Below are 17,564 nucleotides of genomic sequence, written 5' to 3'. Positions count from 1 at the left end.
ATACAATGATCGCACTGTTCGATACAAAGAACTGTTCGATACAAAGACTTGGGGGTCTTCGACGTGTTTATAAGCCTGCCACCGATGTTCTTCCTTGGCCCGGTTGTGGGCGCCGTCATCGTGTATCTGTTCCTTCGGATGCAGGTGTGGTCCACGCCGGACTCCCAATCCGTTGCGTCACACGGGCTATGGGTGGGCATCATTGGTTGGATGGCCAGCTCCTTGCAAGGGGCCATGAACACGGGGATCCTTCGCGTGAACCCCACGGGGGCCAGCGCCCCAACAACTCCCGAGCAAATCTCCGGCGCACTCGCCTGGCCCATTCTCGCCTGTCTCGCCGTCCATGCCTTGGGGCAGCTGAGCTACCCCGCGCCGAAAGCGCCACGCAGGTACGCCGAACTGACCGTCCGCAGGATCAGGGACTTCCTCCCCCGAAAACTCGCTTGGACGACCGCCGCCATTTTTGCATTCGCGGCCCTGGTCATTGCCTGGATCGCCACGCTCCCCGGCCACACCCCGGTGCTGCCTGCTCCACCTAGCCAGGCGACGCCAACCGACAACGGCTATATGGGACAAGGACAAGAAGGCCGGATACCCGGGTGGGAACTGGCCGCGTGGCTGGGCGGGGCGCTGCTGGTTCTCGCCGTCGGGACCCTCCTGGTGCTGGTGTTGATTGCCCGCCGCCGGCAGCTTGAAACACTCGACGGCGACGATAACCGGACGCTCCGGGTGATAGCCACCAACCGTTTGCTCCGGACAGTCGCTACAATCTCGGCCGGCTTGGCGAGCATCGCCGGGAACTTCGCCGCGCAGCCCGCCCCTGGCGCCCTGTGGCAGTCGTCCTGGTTCAATTACGTCGGCATGGTCAACATGGCGGTACTGCTGCTCATGTGGTGGTGGCAGGTTCCCGAGCTGCCATCGCTGCTCAATTCGGTCAAGACCACCAGCACTGCCGCACTCCGCGCCGATCCACGAACCCATGGGGCCGCCCGGCTCAGCATTTCCGTTGGAGCGGCGCTGGGCGTGCTGGGCGTTGTTGCGCTCATTGCCGGCTACGCGATAATCCTGGTGCCTGCCCGAACACCTGAGCCCTGGGCTTTTCCGTCGATGACCGGCGTGGTCGCCGTGATCCTCTTGGCAGCCATCGCCGCGGGCGATCTCATGATCGGCCGCAATTACGGTACAACCGATGCTCCCCTCCAATGGCCGCGGCAGCCCGTCTCCAAGGGCTTGCTCTCTTTTGCCATAGGCAGCGCCCTGGTACTGGCCGTCGCGCTCGTTTTCGCAGTGGCCGGCGAGGTGCAGCCGTTCGGTCCCGGGACGTGGACGGCCGCGGTTCCCGTCTCCTTGGTGGTCGCGTTGGCCGGCACCGCAGCCGTCCTGACGGTGCGCCGGCGTCGAGGTATCCCGGAGACAGACGGCAACGCAGGACTGGACGCCGCCCTTCGCGCCATCAGCATGTACCGGATTGTCAGGACCCTGGCAGCGTATTGCCTGGGGCAGGCCGCCGCGCTGCTGATCAGCGCGGGCAACGCCTGGTACGGAATGTTCCCTCCCGCCGGAAGCCTTGATCCGATCGGCCCCAGCCCCCTCCCCGTGATCGGCATTGTCCTGGCAATCATCGCGGTCATCGTGGCCATCACACCTGTCCGCAGCCTGTTGCGCACCCTCCCCAGGGGGAACTCCACCAAGCCAGGGGAACCCGCACAATGACCGCCGGGATCACAGTCGACCTGGCGGATCCCGTCCCGCCGTACGAGCAGATCCGCCGCCAGCTCAGTTCCCTGATTGCCGTCGGAGTGCTGGAGCCTGGAAGCCGCCTGCCCACGGTCCGCAGCCTGGCAGCGGACCTGGGCATTGCTGCAGGCACCGTGGCCCGTGCCTACAAGGAACTCGAGCAGTCCGGGCTGATTGAATCACGACGGCGGAACGGGACTGTCGTTGTCGGGCCACCCCACGCGCCGGACGGCGCTGTTCGCGCGGACGCGGCGGTGATCTCCGCCGTCGACGGTTTGATCCGGACGGCGCGGGCCGCGGGCATTGGTGACGACACTCTCATTGATCTTCTCCGGGGACGGCTGGCAAGTAAGCTTGAGGAGTGAGCATCCCCACCCCTTATGAAGACCTTCTGCGCGACGTCATGGCCAACGGCACGCACAAGTCGGACCGCACCGGAACCGGAACGCGCAGCGTTTTTGGCCGCCAATTGAGGTTCGACCTTGCCGAAAGCTTCCCGCTCATCACTACCAAGCGGGTCCACTTCAAGTCCGTGGCAGTAGAGCTCCTGTGGTTCCTGCGAGGCGACTCGAACGTGAAGTGGATGCAGGACCAGGGCGTCTCCATCTGGGACGAATGGGCTGACGCCGATGGCGAACTCGGCCCCGTCTATGGGGTGCAGTGGCGCAGTTGGCCTACTCCCGACGGTGGCCACATCGACCAGATCTCCGAGCTCATGGGCAACCTGGCCGCCAACCCCGATTCACGTCGGCACATTGTCTCTGCCTGGAACGTTTCCGAGCTCAAGGACATGGCCCTGCCACCTTGCCATGCCTTCTTCCAGTTCTATGTGGCCGACGGCAAGCTGTCCTGCCAGCTGTACCAGCGCTCCGCGGACACCTTCCTGGGCGTACCGTTCAACATTGCTTCCTACGCGCTGCTGACGCGCATGGTCGCGCAGCAGCTTGGCCTCGAGCCCGGTGAATTCGTCTGGACCGGCGGCGACGTGCACGTCTACGACAACCACGTGGACCAGGTTGCCCAGCAGCTCAGCCGTGAGCCCTACGAATACCCGCAGCTGAAGATCCTTCGAAAGCCCGACTCGATCTTCGACTACACGCTGGACGACTTCGAAGTTGTGGACTACCGCCACCACCCCACCATCAAGGCGCCGATCGCCGTATGAGCACTCCTTCCTCCGGGACTCCTTCCCAGCTGCCCGCCGTCATCTTCACCCAGGAAACCGCTGGCCGCATGACGGGCATTGGGATGGTGTGGGCCCAGGCAAAGTCCGGCGTGATCGGCAAGGACGGCACCATGCCGTGGCACCTGCCCGAAGACCTGAAGCACTTCAGCCAGCTCACTACGGGTCACCCCGTCATCATGGGGCGCAAGACGTGGGAGTCCTTTCCCGAAAAGTACCGTCCGCTCCCGGGCCGTACCAATATCGTGGTGACGCGCAGCGCCGAGTGGGCGTCCACCCCCGAGGCGGAGGGCGCCGTCGTGGTTTCTTCGCTTGACGATGCGTTGCTGGAATCCCAATTTGCGCCCGGCGGCCAGAAGGTCTGGATCATCGGGGGCGGCGAGATCTTTGAGCAGTCCATGGGCATCGCCAACCTTGCGGTCATCACCATCATTGATACCGATGTGGAGGGTGACACCTACGCGCCCCGGCTGGGTGATGATTGGACCTTTGACACCGTGGCGCCGCCCGAGGGCTGGCTCACCGCCAAGAACGGCACAAACTACCGGTTCACAACGTGGCGCCGGACCGAAAGCTAGGAAAGTCCACATGCTGAAGAAACCTGAAACCCTGTTCGTGCTGGGCTATATGCTGCTGCCGCTCTTCGCCCTGATCTCCGCCATTGTGGGACTGACCATGATCCTGGGGGGCAACAAAATTGCCGGGATCATCGTGCTGGTCGTTCTCACGCAGGTGTTCACGTTTGGAGCCTTCTTCGCCCTGCGCAAGCGCAAGGCCCTTTTGCTGCAAGGGCACGACGCCGGCCACTAGCCATTGCGGGCGGCGAGCCAGGCCGCGTCGACGGGTGCCGGCGTCGTGCGTTGCCTGCGTGACGTAACCAACAGCGGCAGTTTGCTCCGAAAGTTTAGACTTGGGGAATGACTACAGCAGCTAATCCGTCCGTTGGACTGGTCGGTTGGCGTGGCATGGTCGGCTCCGTCCTGATGCACCGCATGCAGGAAGAGAACGACTTCGCCAACATCAACCCGGTATTTTTCTCCACCTCGAACGCAGGAGGTGCCGCCCCTTCCTTCGCTGATGGGGCAGGCAAGCTCGAGGACGCGTTCGATATTGAGACCCTGGCCAAGCTGCCGATTATTGTCACCGCCCAGGGCGGCGACTACACCAAGCGGGTCCACGGCGAACTGCGCAACCGCGGCTGGGACGGCCTCTGGATTGACGCTGCCTCCACCTTGCGCATGAACGACGACTCGATCATCGTGCTGGACCCCATCAACCGCGACGTCATCGATGCCGGCCTCTCCGGCGGGGTGAAGGACTTCATCGGCGGAAACTGTACGGTCTCCTGCATGCTCATGGGCCTCGGTGGCCTGTTCAAGAACAACCTCGTGGAGTGGGGCACCTCCATGACGTACCAGGCTGCCTCCGGTGGCGGCGCACGCCACATGCGCGAGCTCCTGAACCAGTTCGGCACCCTCAACAACGAGGTCAGCAGCGAACTGGAGGATCCCGCGTCGGCGATCCTGGAAATCGACCACAAGGTCCTCGCTGCCCAGCGCAACGGTGTTGACGCCACACAGTTCGGCGTTCCGCTGGCCGGGTCCCTGATTCCGTGGATCGATGCCGACCTCGGCAACGGCCAGTCCAAGGAAGAGTGGAAAGCCGGCGTCGAAACCAACAAGATCCTCGGTACCGGCAACGGCACCGCCAGCAAGGACCACATCGCCATGGACGGACTGTGTGTCCGCATTGGCGCCATGCGCTCCCACTCCCAGGCCCTCACGCTCAAGCTGCGCGAAGACCTGTCCGTGACGGAGATCGAGAACCTCCTGGCCAAGGACAACGAGTGGGCCAAGGTTGTTCCCAACACCAAGGAAGCCTCCATGGCCGACCTGACCCCCGTGGCTGCATCCGGCACGCTGGACATCCCCGTGGGACGTATCCGCAAGCTCGAAATGGGTCCGGAATACATCAGTGCCTTCACTGTTGGCGACCAGCTTCTGTGGGGTGCCGCCGAGCCACTGCGCCGCATGCTCAACATTGTCACTGGCAAGCTCTAGCCATTCTTGTTCGAAAACCCGCTGCTCCGTTGCCGCCCAGTCACGGAGCGGCGGGTTTTCCTCGTTTTGGTGGGCATTTCAGCGGGCCGGTTTTCAGCTGTTCATGAACTTCACGTACGCCCTGCCCTGAGCTTGGAACGAACGCTCAGCTGCCGTGCCCAGCTGACCGGCGAACGGTTCCGGAACCACACTCACCGTTTTCCCCGTGACCGGCCTGGCCCACGTTCCCACCACTTCACCCCCGGACACCATGATCCGTTTGAACACACCGTTCTTTCCCGGGACAACACGCTCCGCGAACTCAGGGGCCAGGACCAGGCTCCGGTCCTGGTAACCGAGCAGGAACTCGTCGAACCCGGGAAGTGCCAGCAACGAGCGTGAGCCGGGGACGCCGTCGTCGAGCATTGCTGCTGTCTCCGACGACAACCAATAATTGGTTCCGCCGAGAGGCAACTCGACCAATTGGTCCTGCAGCGTCTTGAGGGCTGCGCGTGCCTCGATGAGCGGCACTTGGCTCCACCACGAGAAATCCTTGATGGTCGCAGGACCGTGGCTCCGGAGGTAGCGGTACAGCAGCTCCGCAATGCCCTCCTCGCGCCCGAGGTCCCGCGACTCCGGAATCCAGTCCTCGAACGGCACGAACAGTTGCTGTACGCCCGCTTTACCGTTTGACGCAGCCATAGGTCCCTGCACCAGCCACGCCCGCTGGCAAAGACTCCCGAGCAAGTGGATTCCCCGCTGCGCCCTGGTGATCTGGCCGGCGTCCTCGAACGCCTGGAAGAGTTGCTCCCGGGTTGCGCCGTGGGCGCCCCCGGCTGACGTGAGGACCTCCATGGTTTTGAAGGCAATGTCGCGGCAATGGCTGATGTCGTCCGGCGTGATCGCCAGTTCACGGTGGCGGCCAGCCACCATATTCATGAGGCGGCCGCTGGTGATGCCCAGGATCCAGCGGAGATCTTCCGGTGCGAGTAGGTGGAGCGTCCCGCGCATGGGCCACGAACGGACCACAGACCCGGCATCGAGGGCTGCCCTGACGTCCGAGGCGCGGCTGCCGGGCACACGCTGGCCGACCGCCCAGAGGGCCGAGCCCAGGTCCTGGGCCTGCATGGCCGTCATCCAACGGACCGCGCCAGCAACCGTTGGAAAGCCGCCGCCCAACAGTCCTTGGCTGGACAGGCGCAATCGGCCCATAACTCGCGGAGTTGGATCGGTGTGGGCTGAAGGCATGCTTCATCCTAAAAGGGCCAACGTGCACAGGGAACCTTGCCGCCTCTCCCAGCCCTCACCCAGCAGCGGATCCTACGATGAATCCATGCTTTTTGGCGATCTTGCTCCGTTCGTGCGGCCGATGAGCCGGTGGTTGGCTACCGCCGGCTGGTTCTGCACGCTCGTCGGGCTTGGCGCCGGACTGATCGTGGCAGTGGGGACGGGCGTGAGCCTTTCCTCATCGATGCAAGCCATCCAGACCGTAAGTCTGGTGGCGACCGCCGCAGCAGCGCTCCTCATCGGTACGGCAGCAGCGACCCAGCCAGTAGCAGACCGCGACGACGATGCCCCCGAGCCATGGTTCTACCCGACCGCCGCCGCGCAGGTCCGCAGCTTCCTGCTGGGAGCCCTCGTCATGTTGCTGGGCTTGGTGGGGTTCGCAACTGCCGGGCTTTTCATGCCCAGCGGGCCATCGCCGCAGAGTATCGCCTTCAGCCAGATCTTCCTGTTGGGCTCGGTCAGCTGCGGGCTCACGTTCCTGCTGCTCAACAAGATCCTGCCGATCGCAGAACGTCGTGCCCGCTAGGAGAGGTCCCGGGCGGACACGCTAGAGACTGACACCGATCAATAACGGTTCCGGGTGCAACTCAATACCAAAACGTTCGACGACGCCGGCCTGCACCTCACGTGCGATGGCCACCATGTCCGCAGCCGACGCAGAACCCCGGTTGGTAATGGCCAGTGTGTGCTTGGTGGACAGGGAGGCCCTGCCACCCGAAACGCTGGACGTCTCGAGTCCGAAGCCCTTCCCGAATCCTGCCTGGTCGATCAGCCACGCAGCGGAGAGCTTCACCATTCCATCCGTTCCCGCGGGGAACTGTGGAGCGTTCTCCGGTAACTCCGCGGCATGCCCGGCGGCCACGATCGGGTTGGTGAAGAAGGAACCGGTCGAATAGGTGTCCCGATCCGCAGCGTCCAAGACCATGCCCTTGGATGCTCGAAGCCGCAGGACTTCCCTCCGGACATCGTTGGAGTAGGCGCGTTTTCCGGCCTCAACGCCCAGCACCCTGGCCAGTTCGGCGTAGCGGATGGGGGCGCTCATCCGTCCCAGCGGCAACTGGAACTCGACCGTCAGCACCACATAGCGGGGCGAGCCCTCCACCGTGGTCTGCTTCAGGATCGAATCGCGGTACCCGAACGTGAGCTCGGAGTTGGTGAAGGTCTGCACCGCATTGCGTTCGCGGTCCCAGGTGCGCACAGCGGCAATGGTTTGTGAAACGTCCGCACCGTAGGCGCCCACGTTCTGTACTGGAGTGGCTCCCGTGGCTCCCGGAATTCCGGATAATGCCTCCAACCCGGACCAAGCGTGCAGCACGGAGTGTTCCACCAGTGCATCCCAGTTGTGGCCCGCCTGCACCACCACCGAAACGCCGCCGCAGCTGTCCTCCGAGTTCACGGTGAAGCCTTCTGACGCGATCTTCAGGACGGTGCCGGGGTAGCCTTCGTCGGAAATCAGGAGGTTGGAGCCGCCTCCGATGATCAGGAGTTTCTCGTCGGCAGCGTCGGCGGACCTGACGGCGTCGATGATTTCAGCCTCGGTGCGGGCCTCAACATAGTTCCCTGCGGGGCCGCCGACGGCGGCTGTGGTCAAGTCGGAAAGCAGTGTTTGGGTCACCATTCAAGCCTAATGGGCTTCGTCCGGCTGGACGGACGTGGCCTTCTGCTGCCCGGACAGCGGAGCCAGGAAGAAACTGACCACCAGCAGCACCAACGGCGCCAGCAATGAATGCAGGATGCCGAAATGTTCGGCCAGCAGTCCCAGGAGTGGCGGACCGCAGAGGAAGGCTCCGTAGCCGATGGTGGAGACCACCGAAACCCGGGCAGCCGCGTGGACGGGGTCATCGGCAGCCGCGGACATCCCCACCGGGAAACCCAGCGAGGCGCCAAGGCCCCAAATCGCCAAGGCAACAAACGCGAGCCACGGAACCGGTGAGAAGACAAAGAGGGCAAGACCCACGACGGCGGTGGCCGAGCACCACCGCATCACCACCACGCGGCCAAAACGGTCCAGGATGGCGGTTCCGGCGAAGCGTCCGATGGTCATGAACGTGACGAACAATGCGTAGCCAACAGCGCCGGCGGCATCGGACTGCCCATGACCGTCGGCCAGTGCCAAAGCCACCCAATCCCCCGCGGCCCCCTCAGCCAAAGCCAAACCGAGGACCAGGACGCCGATCAGGAGGGTTCGGCGATCACGCCATGCAAGTGCCACCAGCCGTTTGTTGTCCAGCGGAGCGGCAGCCTTGCCTTGTTGGGGACCCTGCTCGGGAGAGGCGGCATCGATGATCGGCAGCGGACCGGTGGAGGGGTCCTGGAAAGTGTCCGTCTCATCCGGCCGGTATGTGTGCGTAGCTGCTGCTGTCCTTTCGGCGCGGAACCAGAATCCGGCGGTTACCACGGACGTGGTGACCACGATGCCCGAGATCAGGAAATGCCAGAACACCGGCATGTGCACGGCGGCGGCCCAGGCACCGAACCCGGCGGCGGCCACGGTACCAAGGCTGAACGCTCCATGGAGATGCGGCATGATGTGCCGGTCCATGGCGCGTTCCAGCGCGGCTCCCTCAACATTGGACGCGGTGTTCCAACTTGCCGTGCCGAGACCGAGCACCACCAGGCCTGCTGCCACCACCAGCGGACTCGCTACGATGGACGCGCCGAATCCCACCGTGACCAAGCCGGCGCCCACCATGCAACTGCCGATCCTTGTGGTGAGTTTCGGCCCCAGCCTGAGCACGATCAGCCCCGAGGCCGAGATGGAGATGAAGGAAGCCACTGTCATGCACATCAGCAGAAGGCCAATGCCGCCCGGCGTGAGATTGAGTCCGTCGCGGATGGCCGGCAGGCGGGAGACCCACGTTGCGAAGGCAATGCCGCTGGCCGCGTAGGAAGCAAGAACAGCGGCGCGCCACCGCGACATTTCAGTCGGTGTGGCGCGCCGTTGGAAGGTGTTCAGTTGGTTCAAGAGACCTTCACGACCGCCTGCGACTTCATGAGGACCTTCAGTCCAGCGGCCACTACGGTGAGGTCGATGCGCGCGGTGCGGGCATCGGCGTCGAGCGCTCCCACCACACCGGTGACGTCGATGACAGCGCCGGCCTCATCGGTTCCCGTGGTGTCGGTGACGAGGACGGGCTTGGTGAAACGGGTCTGGTAATCGACGACGGCGGCCGGGTCGCCTGCCCAGTCGCTCACCAACTGCACTGCCGCACCCATGGTGAACATGCCGTGGGCGATGACGCCCGGCAGTTCCACGGAAGTGGCGAAGGCTTCATTCCAGTGGATCGGGTTGAAGTCACCGGAGGCTCCTGCGTACTTGACCAGGTCCTGGCGGGTGACGTCAATGCTGCGGGTGCCGATTTCCTGGCCGACAGTCAGTTCTTCGAATGTGGGGCTCATGGTTACTGTCCCTCTCCGCGGACCAGGATGGATGAGGTGGTGGTGGCGACCTTTTCGCCGTCCACTGTGGAAATCTCGGAGCGGGTGGTGATCATGGCTCCCCCGCCCATGGCACGGACGCCGTCCACATGGAGTTCAGCTACGAGCTTGTCACCGGCGACGATGGCGCGGTGGTGCGTGAACCGCTGGTCAGCGTGGACTACGCGGGAAAAGTCGATCCCCGACTCCGGGTCCTCCACCAGCTGGGCATCGGCACGCTGGGCCACGATGATGGCGAACGTTGGCGGTGCGACGAGGTCGCTGTGGCCCAGGGCCTTGGCTGCCTCAACATCGAAATGTGCGGGGTTGTTGGCTTTCACAGCCTTGGCAAACTCGCGGATCTTTTCGCGCCCGACGTCGTATACCTCTGCGGCAGGGTAGCTTCGGCCCTGCAGGTCCGGATTGATACTCATGCTCCAACCCTATCGGGCTGCGGGAAGGTGGCGCCGCTTTCGCGTGGGCGTTACTTCTTGTAGCTCTTGCGGATCTTCTGTCCGCGGATGACCAGCCCAGTGACGTGCAGCACCAGCCCGACGCCAATGACGGGAAGCGACGCCATGGCCAGCCCTTGGTTGCCGGAGGTGTTCCCCACGATGGACAGGATGAGCCCGACGGCGATCAGCCCCATGGCACTGAAAACGAGCACTTTATAAGACGTAGAGGCCGTAGCCCAAAATTGTTCCAGCACCGTCCAAGTCTACGGGGGCTTGATGGAAGGTGTTGCCGAGGGGTTGGATCTCAACTGAAAGAGGGGCCCTTACTGCCGAGATGTCGCCCCTCGCCGCACAGCAAAAAGGGCGTTAGAAAAGGGAGTCCTGCAACGCCGGGATCTCCGTGGTGTGGGGGCCGAATTCGATCTTGCGGCCTTTCAGCGCGCCCAAGTCAGCCACGAAGCTGCCTTCCACTTCGATACCCGATGCGTCGGGAAGTCCGGCCAAGGCGATCGCCCCGGACAGCGCGCGGACCCGCAAACCGTGCCCGCCGGCGTCGAACGTTGCCGGGTATGGGTGGCGTCGGCCCGCTTCGCCACCAGCGACACAGAGAAGCTCAGACAAGTCCGGCCGGTCCCACTCTTCCTCCACCACGGAGTAGCCGGTCATTGCCAGGCCGTCCAGCAGCTCGCGCACCTGTGCGGCGTGCTGGCGGTTCAAGGCAGAAAGCTCGACGGCGGCACGCGGCTCTACCAGCCCCGCCACTTTGGAAGCGGAGCGGACTTGCTGGACGAGACCGAGTTCGCGGGTCACCAGATCCTCAAGCAATCGGACGATCCGACCGTCCTCGGCATGGGCCACGTACGAAGCATGTACGGCACCTTGCTCGGCAAGCCGGTTCCATTTGCGCTGCGCGGAGGCAGTGCCAACCTTCGTGGCACCGTTGGCGAAGGTAGCCACATAGAGCCAGTGCGGCTGCATCAGGTAAGCACGGAGTCCGGTGGGCACCGAACCGCCCCGGTGGAAATCGTGCATCAGCCGGGAGTGGTCGCGGGCAAAACATGTCCCACACTGTTTGCCCCGCTCGGCCATGGATCCGCTGCGGCACGGAACATGTGTGCGGTCTCCCGGCCCGTGGACCTTGGTATGACCAAGGCACCATAATCCGGGGATAACACGCAGGCCCAGGGCTGAGCCCTGGGCCAACGCAATATCAGTGAACTCCGCGTCCGGCGAGAACAACCTCAACGCCGGTGACGAAGAGTCCCAAACGACTCCGTGGACCAGCATGCCTACAGTGAAGGCTGGACTCCGAAAGCGACTGCGAGCTTCATGATCTTCTCGGCGCGGCCCAAACGCGGGAGGTCGGAACCATCGCGGATCACGCGGCCGTTGGCCTCGAAGTCGTTCATGAAGTCGGTGGCCCAGGCAACGTCAGACGGCGTGGGGCTGATGACCTCGTTGATCACGGTGGTCTGGTCGATGGCCAGGCAGAGCTTGCCGGTCATGCCCATGGTCACCGTGATGCCGGTCTGCTCGCGCAGGATCGGGTGGTTGGTGCCGACGGTGGGTCCATCGATGGGGCCCGGCAGGTTGCCCACGCGGCTGGCGACAACCAGCTTGGCACGCGGGTAGGCCATGGCCTCCGGAGTGGCGGCCATTCCGGTATCGCGGCGGAAGTCGCCGGAGCCGAAGGCAAGGCGGAAAGCTCCCTGCGCACGGGCGATGTGGTTGGCTTCCTCGATGCCGAGGGCGGACTCAACCAGTGCAATCACGGGAGTCTTGCCGTCCATGCGGTGGTAGGACTCGGTGACCTGGTCAGCGGATTCGGTCTTGGCGAGCATCACGCCGAGCAGGCCCGGGGTGCCACGCAGGCCTGCGAGGTCGTCGGCCCAGAACTTGCTGGTTGCGTCGTTGATACGTACCCAGGCCTGGCCACCGGCGGTCAGCCAGTTGACCACATTTTCGCGCGCTGCATCCTTCTGGGAAGGGTCCACGGCGTCTTCGATATCAAGGATGATGGCGTCTGCCCGTGAACCCGCGGATTCGTCAAAAAGCTCCGTTTTCATGGCATTCACAAGGAGCCAGGAACGGGCGATGTCGGCGGGAATGTTGCGGGTAGGCCGAATGGACTCGGCGGCGATGCTAGACGTCATGTATCTACCGTATCCGTCCTGCGGGCCGCAAGGCGAAGAAATGCGCCCGGTTGTGAGGATCAATACGAACTAAACCTCATATGACTGTGGGGTCCAACAGTATGAATGCCCGACGGCGGTACTCGCCAGTCACGGCGGGCCCACCAGTCGCTGTTGTTCATAAGGCTCAACGCGGCGACTTGTGTCCCCCGGTTGCCGGGAATTGCCCAGGATTTCCTCACGTGTCGGGCTGTTTCGCAGCGTTTCCAGGCGTTACCCCGGCGCTTCCCAGCCACCGCCGAAATGGGCTTTCATCGTTCCCAAGCCGTTGCGGAAGTTCCCAAGCCCTTACGTAGACCGGCCCACCCAACACATCACCACTCATCGAAAGTAGCTCCCATGAAACTGCACCTGCCCCTGCTGAGCGTCGCGGCCGCCGTCGTACTAGCGCTGACGGTGAGCGGCTGCGGCGGCGCTGCCGAAGCCGGACAAGCCAATCAGGCAGGCTCCGAAGTCACGGAACTCCGTTACCAGGGCTCGGCCAACAACGTGACTTTCCCGGAACTGGCTGCGGACCTTGGATACCTGGGCGACCTGAAGCTGAACTGGGTTGGCAACACCACCAGCGGGCCCCAGGACATCCAGTCGGCGGCGACCAACCAGACTGACTTCGGCGGCGCATTCTCCGGAGCGGTGGTCAAGCTCATTGAAGCCGGTGCACCCGTCAAGGCTGTGACCAACTACTACGGCTCGGACGAAAAGACGTTCAGCGGATACTACGTCAAAGCAGAGAGCACCATCAAGGAACCACGTGACCTGATCGGCAAGAAGATCGCCGTCAACACGCTGGGCGCCCACCATGAAGCTGTCATCAACACCTGGCTGACCAAGAACGGACTCAGCCAGGACGAGATCAAGCAGGTCCAACTGGTCCCGCTGGCACCGAACGACACCGAGGAAGCCATCCGCCGCGGACAGGTGGACGCCGGAACACTCGGCGGAGTGCTGCAGGACAGGGCCATCGAGGCCGGCGGACTGCGGTCGCTGTTCAGCGATGTGGAGCTGTTCGGAACTTTCGCTGGCGGCCAGATCGTGCTCCGGAACGACTTCATCGAAAAGAACCCGAACACCACCCGCACGTTCACCACGGGCGTGGCCAAGGCGATCAAATGGGCCGCTGAGACCCCCCGCGATGAAGTGATTGCCCGCTTCACCAAGATCATCGAGAGCCGCGGCCGGAATGAGAGCACGGCCAACCTGAAGTTCTGGAAGAGCCCCGGGGTCCCGGACTCGGGCGTGATCAAGGACGAGGACTTCACCCGTTGGGAGGCCTGGCTCAGCTCAGCGGGCATCGTCAAGGACAAGCTCACGCCCTCCAAGTACTACACCAACGAGTTCAACGAGCTCGCAACAGCGAAGGGATAGCCATGACAGCGAAAATCAGCCTCCGGAACGTCACCAAGGAATTCACTGTCCGGGCCGCCAAGACAACCAGCGCCACCCGGCTCACCGCCATCGATTCCCTCAGCCTGGACGTCCGTGACGGCGAGTTCCTCACTTTGGTGGGTCCCAGCGGATCTGGCAAGACCACGCTGCTGGACCTGCTGGCCGGACTCTCCACGCCGACGTCCGGTGAGGTCCTGGTGGATGGCAAAGCCGTCACAGGGCCCGGCAAGGACCGCGCCGTGGTGTTCCAGCAGTACGCGCTGTTCCCGTGGCGGACTGCCTCGGCCAACGTCTCCATCGGACTCGAAGGCGTGGGCCCGGACGGCAAGAAGCTCAACCGGCGCGAACGGGCAGCCAAAGCCAGCGAATACCTGGCGTTGGTGGGGCTCGCGGGTTTTGAGGACCGGTACCCCCATGAGCTCTCAGGCGGTATGAAGCAGCGCGTCGCCATCGCCCGGAGCCTGGCCTACGAGCCTGACGTACTGCTCATGGATGAACCATTCGCCGCCTTGGATGCCCAGACCCGCGAGCAGTTGCAGGATGAGCTCCTCCGGATTTGGAAGGCCACGGGCAAGACGATCGTCTTCATCACGCACGGCATTGACGAGGCCGTCTACCTCGGCGAGCGCGTTGCTGTGCTGAGTGCCCGCCCCGGCCGGCTCAAGGAAATCGTGGACATCACCATCCCGGACCGCGACGGCGACGAGGACATCCGTTCCCATCCGGCCTTCGTGGAGCACCGCCATCAAGTCTGGACGCTCCTGCACGACGAAGTACGCCGCGCCCAGAACGCCGGCCACCGCAAGATCCTCCCGGACGGAAGCGCCCCCGACGAGCCCGCCACCACCATCACTGAAAGGAGCGCGGCCTGATGACCACCACACTCACGCAAACTGAAGAGGCGCCCGCGGCGGGCAATACACCCGAAGCGAGTACCGCCGTCGAACCTTCCGCCGTAGGCCCTTCCGCGGCACGACAGGCAGTTGCAGAGACGACGACGGCGGCACCTGGCATAGTTCGACGCGTCGCCGGAGCCGTCGGGTCGGGTCTGTGGAAGTCCGCAGCGATCCTGGCGTTCCTCGCGCTGTGGGAGCTTGGACCGACGTACTTGGCCAGCCCGTCTACGCGGGTGTTCCTGCCGCCGCTTCACGAAGTGCTCCTCGCCTGGGGCAAGCTGTTCGAGGCTGGAACCATCCAGGGCGACATCGCGGCCAGCCTCACCCGATCCGTGGCAGGATTCGGCGCAGCGCTGGTGGCGGGTGTTTCACTTGGCTTGCTCATCGCTTGGTACGGACGGCTGAACTCGGTCCTGAACCCGCTGCTGGAGTTGTTCCGCAACACTGCTGCACTGGCCTTGCTGCCCGTGTTCACGTTGCTGCTGGGCATTGGCGAGGAGTCAAAGATCAGCATTGTTGCCTACGCTGCGTTCTTCCCGGTCCTCCTGAACACCATTGCCGGCGTGAAGACCGTGGACCCGCTCCTGATCCGGGCTGCGCGCTCGCTGGGCCTCAACAGCTTCCGGCTCTTCCAGAAGGTCATCCTGCCCTCCGCCGTGCCCACCATTTTCACGGGTATCCGTATGGCCGGCACCGCGTCCATCCTGGTGCTGATCGCCGCCGAAATGGTGGGAGCCAAGGCCGGCTTGGGATATCTGATCGTCAACGCGCAGAGCAGCTTCCTGATCCCGGACATGTACGCGGGCATCCTCACGGTGTCCTTGCTGGGGCTCGGCGTGAACTTCCTCCTGGTAGCCCTTGAACGGCACTTCTCCCGCTGGCGCACTGCCGTTGGCGCCGCCGCTTCCTGACCCACCCACGCGGCACCCGCCGCAATCACCATCACAACAAAGTAAGGAACAACGTCATGACCGTCATTACCGAAACCAAACTCGAGTTCGCCAAACTAGGTTCCCGCATCGGCGCCGAAATCCGCGGACTGGACATCAGCGGAGACCTCAGCGAAGACACCGTGGCCCAGATCCGGGCTGCGCTCAACGAGCACAAGGCCCTGGTGTTCCGCGAGGCCAACATCCTCAGCGACGAAGCCCAGGTGAAGTTCGCTTCGCACTTTGGACCACTGACCAAGGCCCACCCAACCGTGGCCTCGGTGGAGGGCGAAGAGAACGTCCTGCCCGTGGACAGCGAAAACGGCTCGGCCAACAATTGGCACACGGACGTCACCTTCGTGGTCAACCCGCCGCAGGCATCCACGCTGCGCAGTATCGATCTCCCGGCCTACGGCGGCGAGACCCTGATTGCGTCCTCGGCCGGCGCTTACCAGGACCTCCCGGAGGAACTGCGCAGCTTCGCGGACAACCTGTGGGCCATCCACACCAATGACTACGACTACTCCGTGCCGAAGAACCTTGAGCACCCGAACGCCGAGGAACGCCGCAAGGAGTTCACGCGCCTGAAGTTCGAGACCGCCCACCCGGTGGTGCGGGTCCACCCGTTGACCGGCGAGCGCGGATTGTTCATTGGGGGCTTCGCGCAGCGGCTCAGGATCGTGGGGCTGTCCAACACCGAATCCAAGGACATCATTCGCCTGCTGCAGGCCTACGTGACACGTCCGGAGAACGTGGTCCGGGTGAGCTGGGAGCCGAACCAGGTGGTCCTGTTCGACAACCGCATCACCCAGCACTACGCACCGGACAACTACGATGGCCAGCCGCGCAAACTCAACCGCGTGACCATCGCCGGCGACGTCCCGCTCAGCATCGACGGCAAGCCCAGCCAGGCAATCCAGGGCGATTCGAGCACGTATTCGGTGGTGGCCCCGATCAGCCACGCATCGTAGGCGCGCCTCATGTGTTGCTGTTGCCGCCCAGCTGAGTCGCAGTTCAGGCCGTATGGAGACGTCTTAACGGCCTCAACTGCGACTCAGTTGGGTTAAAACCAGTGTTAGGGAATGTTGCTGCCCCGTGCTGCCACCCACAGTCCGTACCACTCGGCACGGGACATGGTGCCAGCCACGGATGCGGCATCAGCGCACGCCTGAATGCGTGCGGGGTTCGTGGTTCCCACGACGGGCGAAATCCGTGCAGGGTGCTTCATCAGCCAGCCAAGCAGGATCGCTTCAGGTGTGGTGTCCTTCTCCCCCGCCAGCTGTTCCAACAACGAAGCCGTTGCCGACTCGGCTGGTGACAGATCCCCGGACTTCGCACCCGTGTAGCGTCCCTGGGCCAAAGAACCGTAGGCCTGAAGTTCAATCCCTTTGGCCATGCAATGTTCCAGCGTCCCCTGCGGGAAGCTGTATCCCAGCCCCTCCGCATGGTTGACCAACACTGTGCTCTCCAACCAGTCCCGGCGCAACAGGCTCATCTCCAACTGGTTCGCCACAACAGGCATCGCCAGCTCGTCCTGCAGGAACGCGATCTGCGTGCCGGACATGTTGGACACACCCAGCTGCCGCACTTTGCCTTCCGCCACCAATTGCCCGACGGCGTCCGCTACCTCGCGCGGGTCGACTAAGGGATCGGGACGGTGCAGGAGCAACAGGTCAACGTAGTCTGTTTGGAGCCTTTTCAGGCTCCCATTGACCCGTTCCAGGATGGCTTCTTTGCTGAGATCGTAGTGTGTGTCCAGCCCACGCTCCCCCAGCCTGATCCCGCATTTGGTTTGAAGCTGGATCTTTGCGCGCAAACCCTGCGAACGGGCGAGGACTTCACCGAAGACGGCCTCCGACTTTCCGCTGCGGTAGATATCCGCATGGTCGAAGAGCTCAATGCCGATGCCCCGCGCGGCATCTATCACAGCAGCAGCTTGATCAATCTCGGCCGCACCGTACGACGAGCCGTCCCACGGGCCGCCGAGTCCCATGCAGCCATAGATGAGGCGTCCCCGCCCGTTCGCAATAGTCATACTTACAG

The 17,564-nt window shown here is 63.7% G+C and carries 20 protein-coding genes; 11 read left to right on the top strand and 9 right to left on the bottom strand.

Translation table 11 applies throughout. From position 1 onward, the window contains the following. Positions 1–84 precede the first annotated feature (84 nt). The 6 genes from ACSSVG_RS16600 to asd all read left to right on the top strand — a co-directional run bounded on the left by ACSSVG_RS16600 (position 85) and on the right by asd (position 4,980). Positions 85–1,713 (top strand): hypothetical protein, encoded by a 1,629-nt coding sequence (locus tag ACSSVG_RS16600; RefSeq protein ID WP_492415680.1) that lies wholly within the window; start codon positions 85–87, stop codon positions 1,711–1,713. Beyond that, on the top strand, positions 1,710–2,102 hold the full coding sequence (locus ACSSVG_RS16595) for a GntR family transcriptional regulator (protein ID WP_231339831.1): 393 nt from the start codon (positions 1,710–1,712) through the stop codon (positions 2,100–2,102). The genes ACSSVG_RS16600 and ACSSVG_RS16595 overlap by 4 nt, the downstream gene beginning before the upstream one ends. Beyond that, positions 2,099–2,902 (top strand): thymidylate synthase, encoded by an 804-nt coding sequence (locus ACSSVG_RS16590; protein ID WP_492415679.1) that lies wholly within the window; start codon positions 2,099–2,101, stop codon positions 2,900–2,902. The genes ACSSVG_RS16595 and ACSSVG_RS16590 overlap by 4 nt, the downstream gene beginning before the upstream one ends. After that, positions 2,899–3,498 (top strand): dihydrofolate reductase, encoded by a 600-nt coding sequence (locus ACSSVG_RS16585; RefSeq protein WP_231339829.1) that lies wholly within the window; start codon positions 2,899–2,901, stop codon positions 3,496–3,498. The genes ACSSVG_RS16590 and ACSSVG_RS16585 overlap by 4 nt, the downstream gene beginning before the upstream one ends. 10 nt (positions 3,499–3,508) lie before the next feature. Further along, the gene (locus ACSSVG_RS16580) at positions 3,509–3,730 is read left to right on the top strand and encodes an NF038396 family protein (RefSeq protein WP_231339828.1); all 222 of its coding nucleotides are present in this window, start codon (positions 3,509–3,511) and stop codon (positions 3,728–3,730) included. A gap of 107 nt (positions 3,731–3,837) precedes the next feature. Beyond that, complete coding sequence (asd, locus tag ACSSVG_RS16575; protein WP_492415678.1) at positions 3,838–4,980, top strand: aspartate-semialdehyde dehydrogenase; 1,143 nt, start codon at positions 3,838–3,840, stop codon at positions 4,978–4,980. Between the two features lie 93 nt (positions 4,981–5,073). On the opposite strand, the gene ACSSVG_RS16570 is transcribed toward asd, so the two are convergent. Continuing rightward, positions 5,074–6,207, bottom strand: coding sequence for a winged helix DNA-binding domain-containing protein (locus ACSSVG_RS16570; protein ID WP_492415677.1), 1,134 nt, complete (start codon positions 6,205–6,207; stop codon positions 5,074–5,076). Between the two features lie 85 nt (positions 6,208–6,292). On the opposite strand from ACSSVG_RS16570, the gene ACSSVG_RS16565 reads away from it, so the two are divergent. Continuing rightward, positions 6,293–6,772, top strand: a complete 480-nt coding sequence (locus ACSSVG_RS16565) for a hypothetical protein (RefSeq protein ID WP_492415676.1) — start codon at positions 6,293–6,295, stop codon at positions 6,770–6,772. A 21-nt stretch (positions 6,773–6,793) separates the two neighbouring features. Here the strand turns inward: ACSSVG_RS16565 and ACSSVG_RS16560 are convergent, their stop codons facing one another. The 7 genes from ACSSVG_RS16560 to ACSSVG_RS16530 form a co-directional block, all read right to left on the bottom strand. After that, the gene (locus ACSSVG_RS16560) at positions 6,794–7,861 is read right to left on the bottom strand and encodes a UDP-N-acetylmuramate dehydrogenase (protein ID WP_231339824.1); all 1,068 of its coding nucleotides are present in this window, start codon (positions 7,859–7,861) and stop codon (positions 6,794–6,796) included. A gap of 9 nt (positions 7,862–7,870) precedes the next feature. After that, positions 7,871–9,166, bottom strand: a complete 1,296-nt coding sequence (locus ACSSVG_RS16555; protein ID WP_492419229.1) for an MFS transporter — start codon at positions 9,164–9,166, stop codon at positions 7,871–7,873. Between the two features lie 41 nt (positions 9,167–9,207). Then, complete coding sequence (locus tag ACSSVG_RS16550) at positions 9,208–9,645, bottom strand: MaoC family dehydratase (RefSeq protein WP_159706876.1); 438 nt, start codon at positions 9,643–9,645, stop codon at positions 9,208–9,210. Between the two features lie 2 nt (positions 9,646–9,647). Next, positions 9,648–10,097: an FAS1-like dehydratase domain-containing protein gene (locus ACSSVG_RS16545; protein ID WP_231339823.1), complete on the bottom strand. Its 450-nt coding sequence runs from the start codon at positions 10,095–10,097 to the stop codon at positions 9,648–9,650. A gap of 50 nt (positions 10,098–10,147) precedes the next feature. Next, positions 10,148–10,372 (bottom strand): DUF3188 domain-containing protein, encoded by a 225-nt coding sequence (locus tag ACSSVG_RS16540; RefSeq protein WP_231339822.1) that lies wholly within the window; start codon positions 10,370–10,372, stop codon positions 10,148–10,150. A gap of 112 nt (positions 10,373–10,484) precedes the next feature. Beyond that, entirely contained in the window at positions 10,485–11,405 is a 921-nt protein-coding gene (locus tag ACSSVG_RS16535) for a DUF2797 domain-containing protein (RefSeq protein WP_492415675.1), read from the bottom strand. A 2-nt stretch (positions 11,406–11,407) separates the two neighbouring features. Further along, positions 11,408–12,271 (bottom strand): HpcH/HpaI aldolase/citrate lyase family protein, encoded by an 864-nt coding sequence (locus tag ACSSVG_RS16530; RefSeq protein WP_144648636.1) that lies wholly within the window; start codon positions 12,269–12,271, stop codon positions 11,408–11,410. 378 nt (positions 12,272–12,649) lie between these two features. Between ACSSVG_RS16530 and ACSSVG_RS16525 the strand changes: the two genes are divergently transcribed. The 4 genes from ACSSVG_RS16525 to ACSSVG_RS16510 are packed head-to-tail and all read left to right on the top strand — an operon-like array spanning position 12,650 to position 16,492. Beyond that, the gene (locus ACSSVG_RS16525) at positions 12,650–13,675 is read left to right on the top strand and encodes an ABC transporter substrate-binding protein (RefSeq protein WP_492415674.1); all 1,026 of its coding nucleotides are present in this window, start codon (positions 12,650–12,652) and stop codon (positions 13,673–13,675) included. 2 nt (positions 13,676–13,677) lie between these two features. Further along, complete coding sequence (locus tag ACSSVG_RS16520) at positions 13,678–14,568, top strand: ABC transporter ATP-binding protein (RefSeq protein ID WP_492415673.1); 891 nt, start codon at positions 13,678–13,680, stop codon at positions 14,566–14,568. Further along, positions 14,568–15,503, top strand: coding sequence for an ABC transporter permease (locus ACSSVG_RS16515; RefSeq protein ID WP_492415672.1), 936 nt, complete (start codon positions 14,568–14,570; stop codon positions 15,501–15,503). The genes ACSSVG_RS16520 and ACSSVG_RS16515 overlap by 1 nt, the downstream gene beginning before the upstream one ends. Before the next feature lie 56 nt (positions 15,504–15,559). Beyond that, entirely contained in the window at positions 15,560–16,492 is a 933-nt protein-coding gene (locus ACSSVG_RS16510) for a TauD/TfdA dioxygenase family protein (protein ID WP_492415671.1), read from the top strand. A gap of 104 nt (positions 16,493–16,596) precedes the next feature. Here ACSSVG_RS16510 and ACSSVG_RS16505 read toward each other — a convergent pair whose 3' ends face one another. Continuing rightward, positions 16,597–17,556 carry an aldo/keto reductase gene (locus ACSSVG_RS16505; RefSeq protein WP_492415670.1) on the bottom strand — a complete coding sequence of 320 codons (960 nt, stop codon included), beginning with the start codon at positions 17,554–17,556 and terminating at the stop codon, positions 16,597–16,599. Positions 17,557–17,564 lie beyond the last annotated feature (8 nt).

Source organism: Paenarthrobacter sp. E2MeOHC11, from assembly GCF_058744955.1.
The sequence above is the reverse complement of the archived record's forward strand: the minus strand, read 5'-3'. Positions and strand labels throughout refer to the sequence as shown.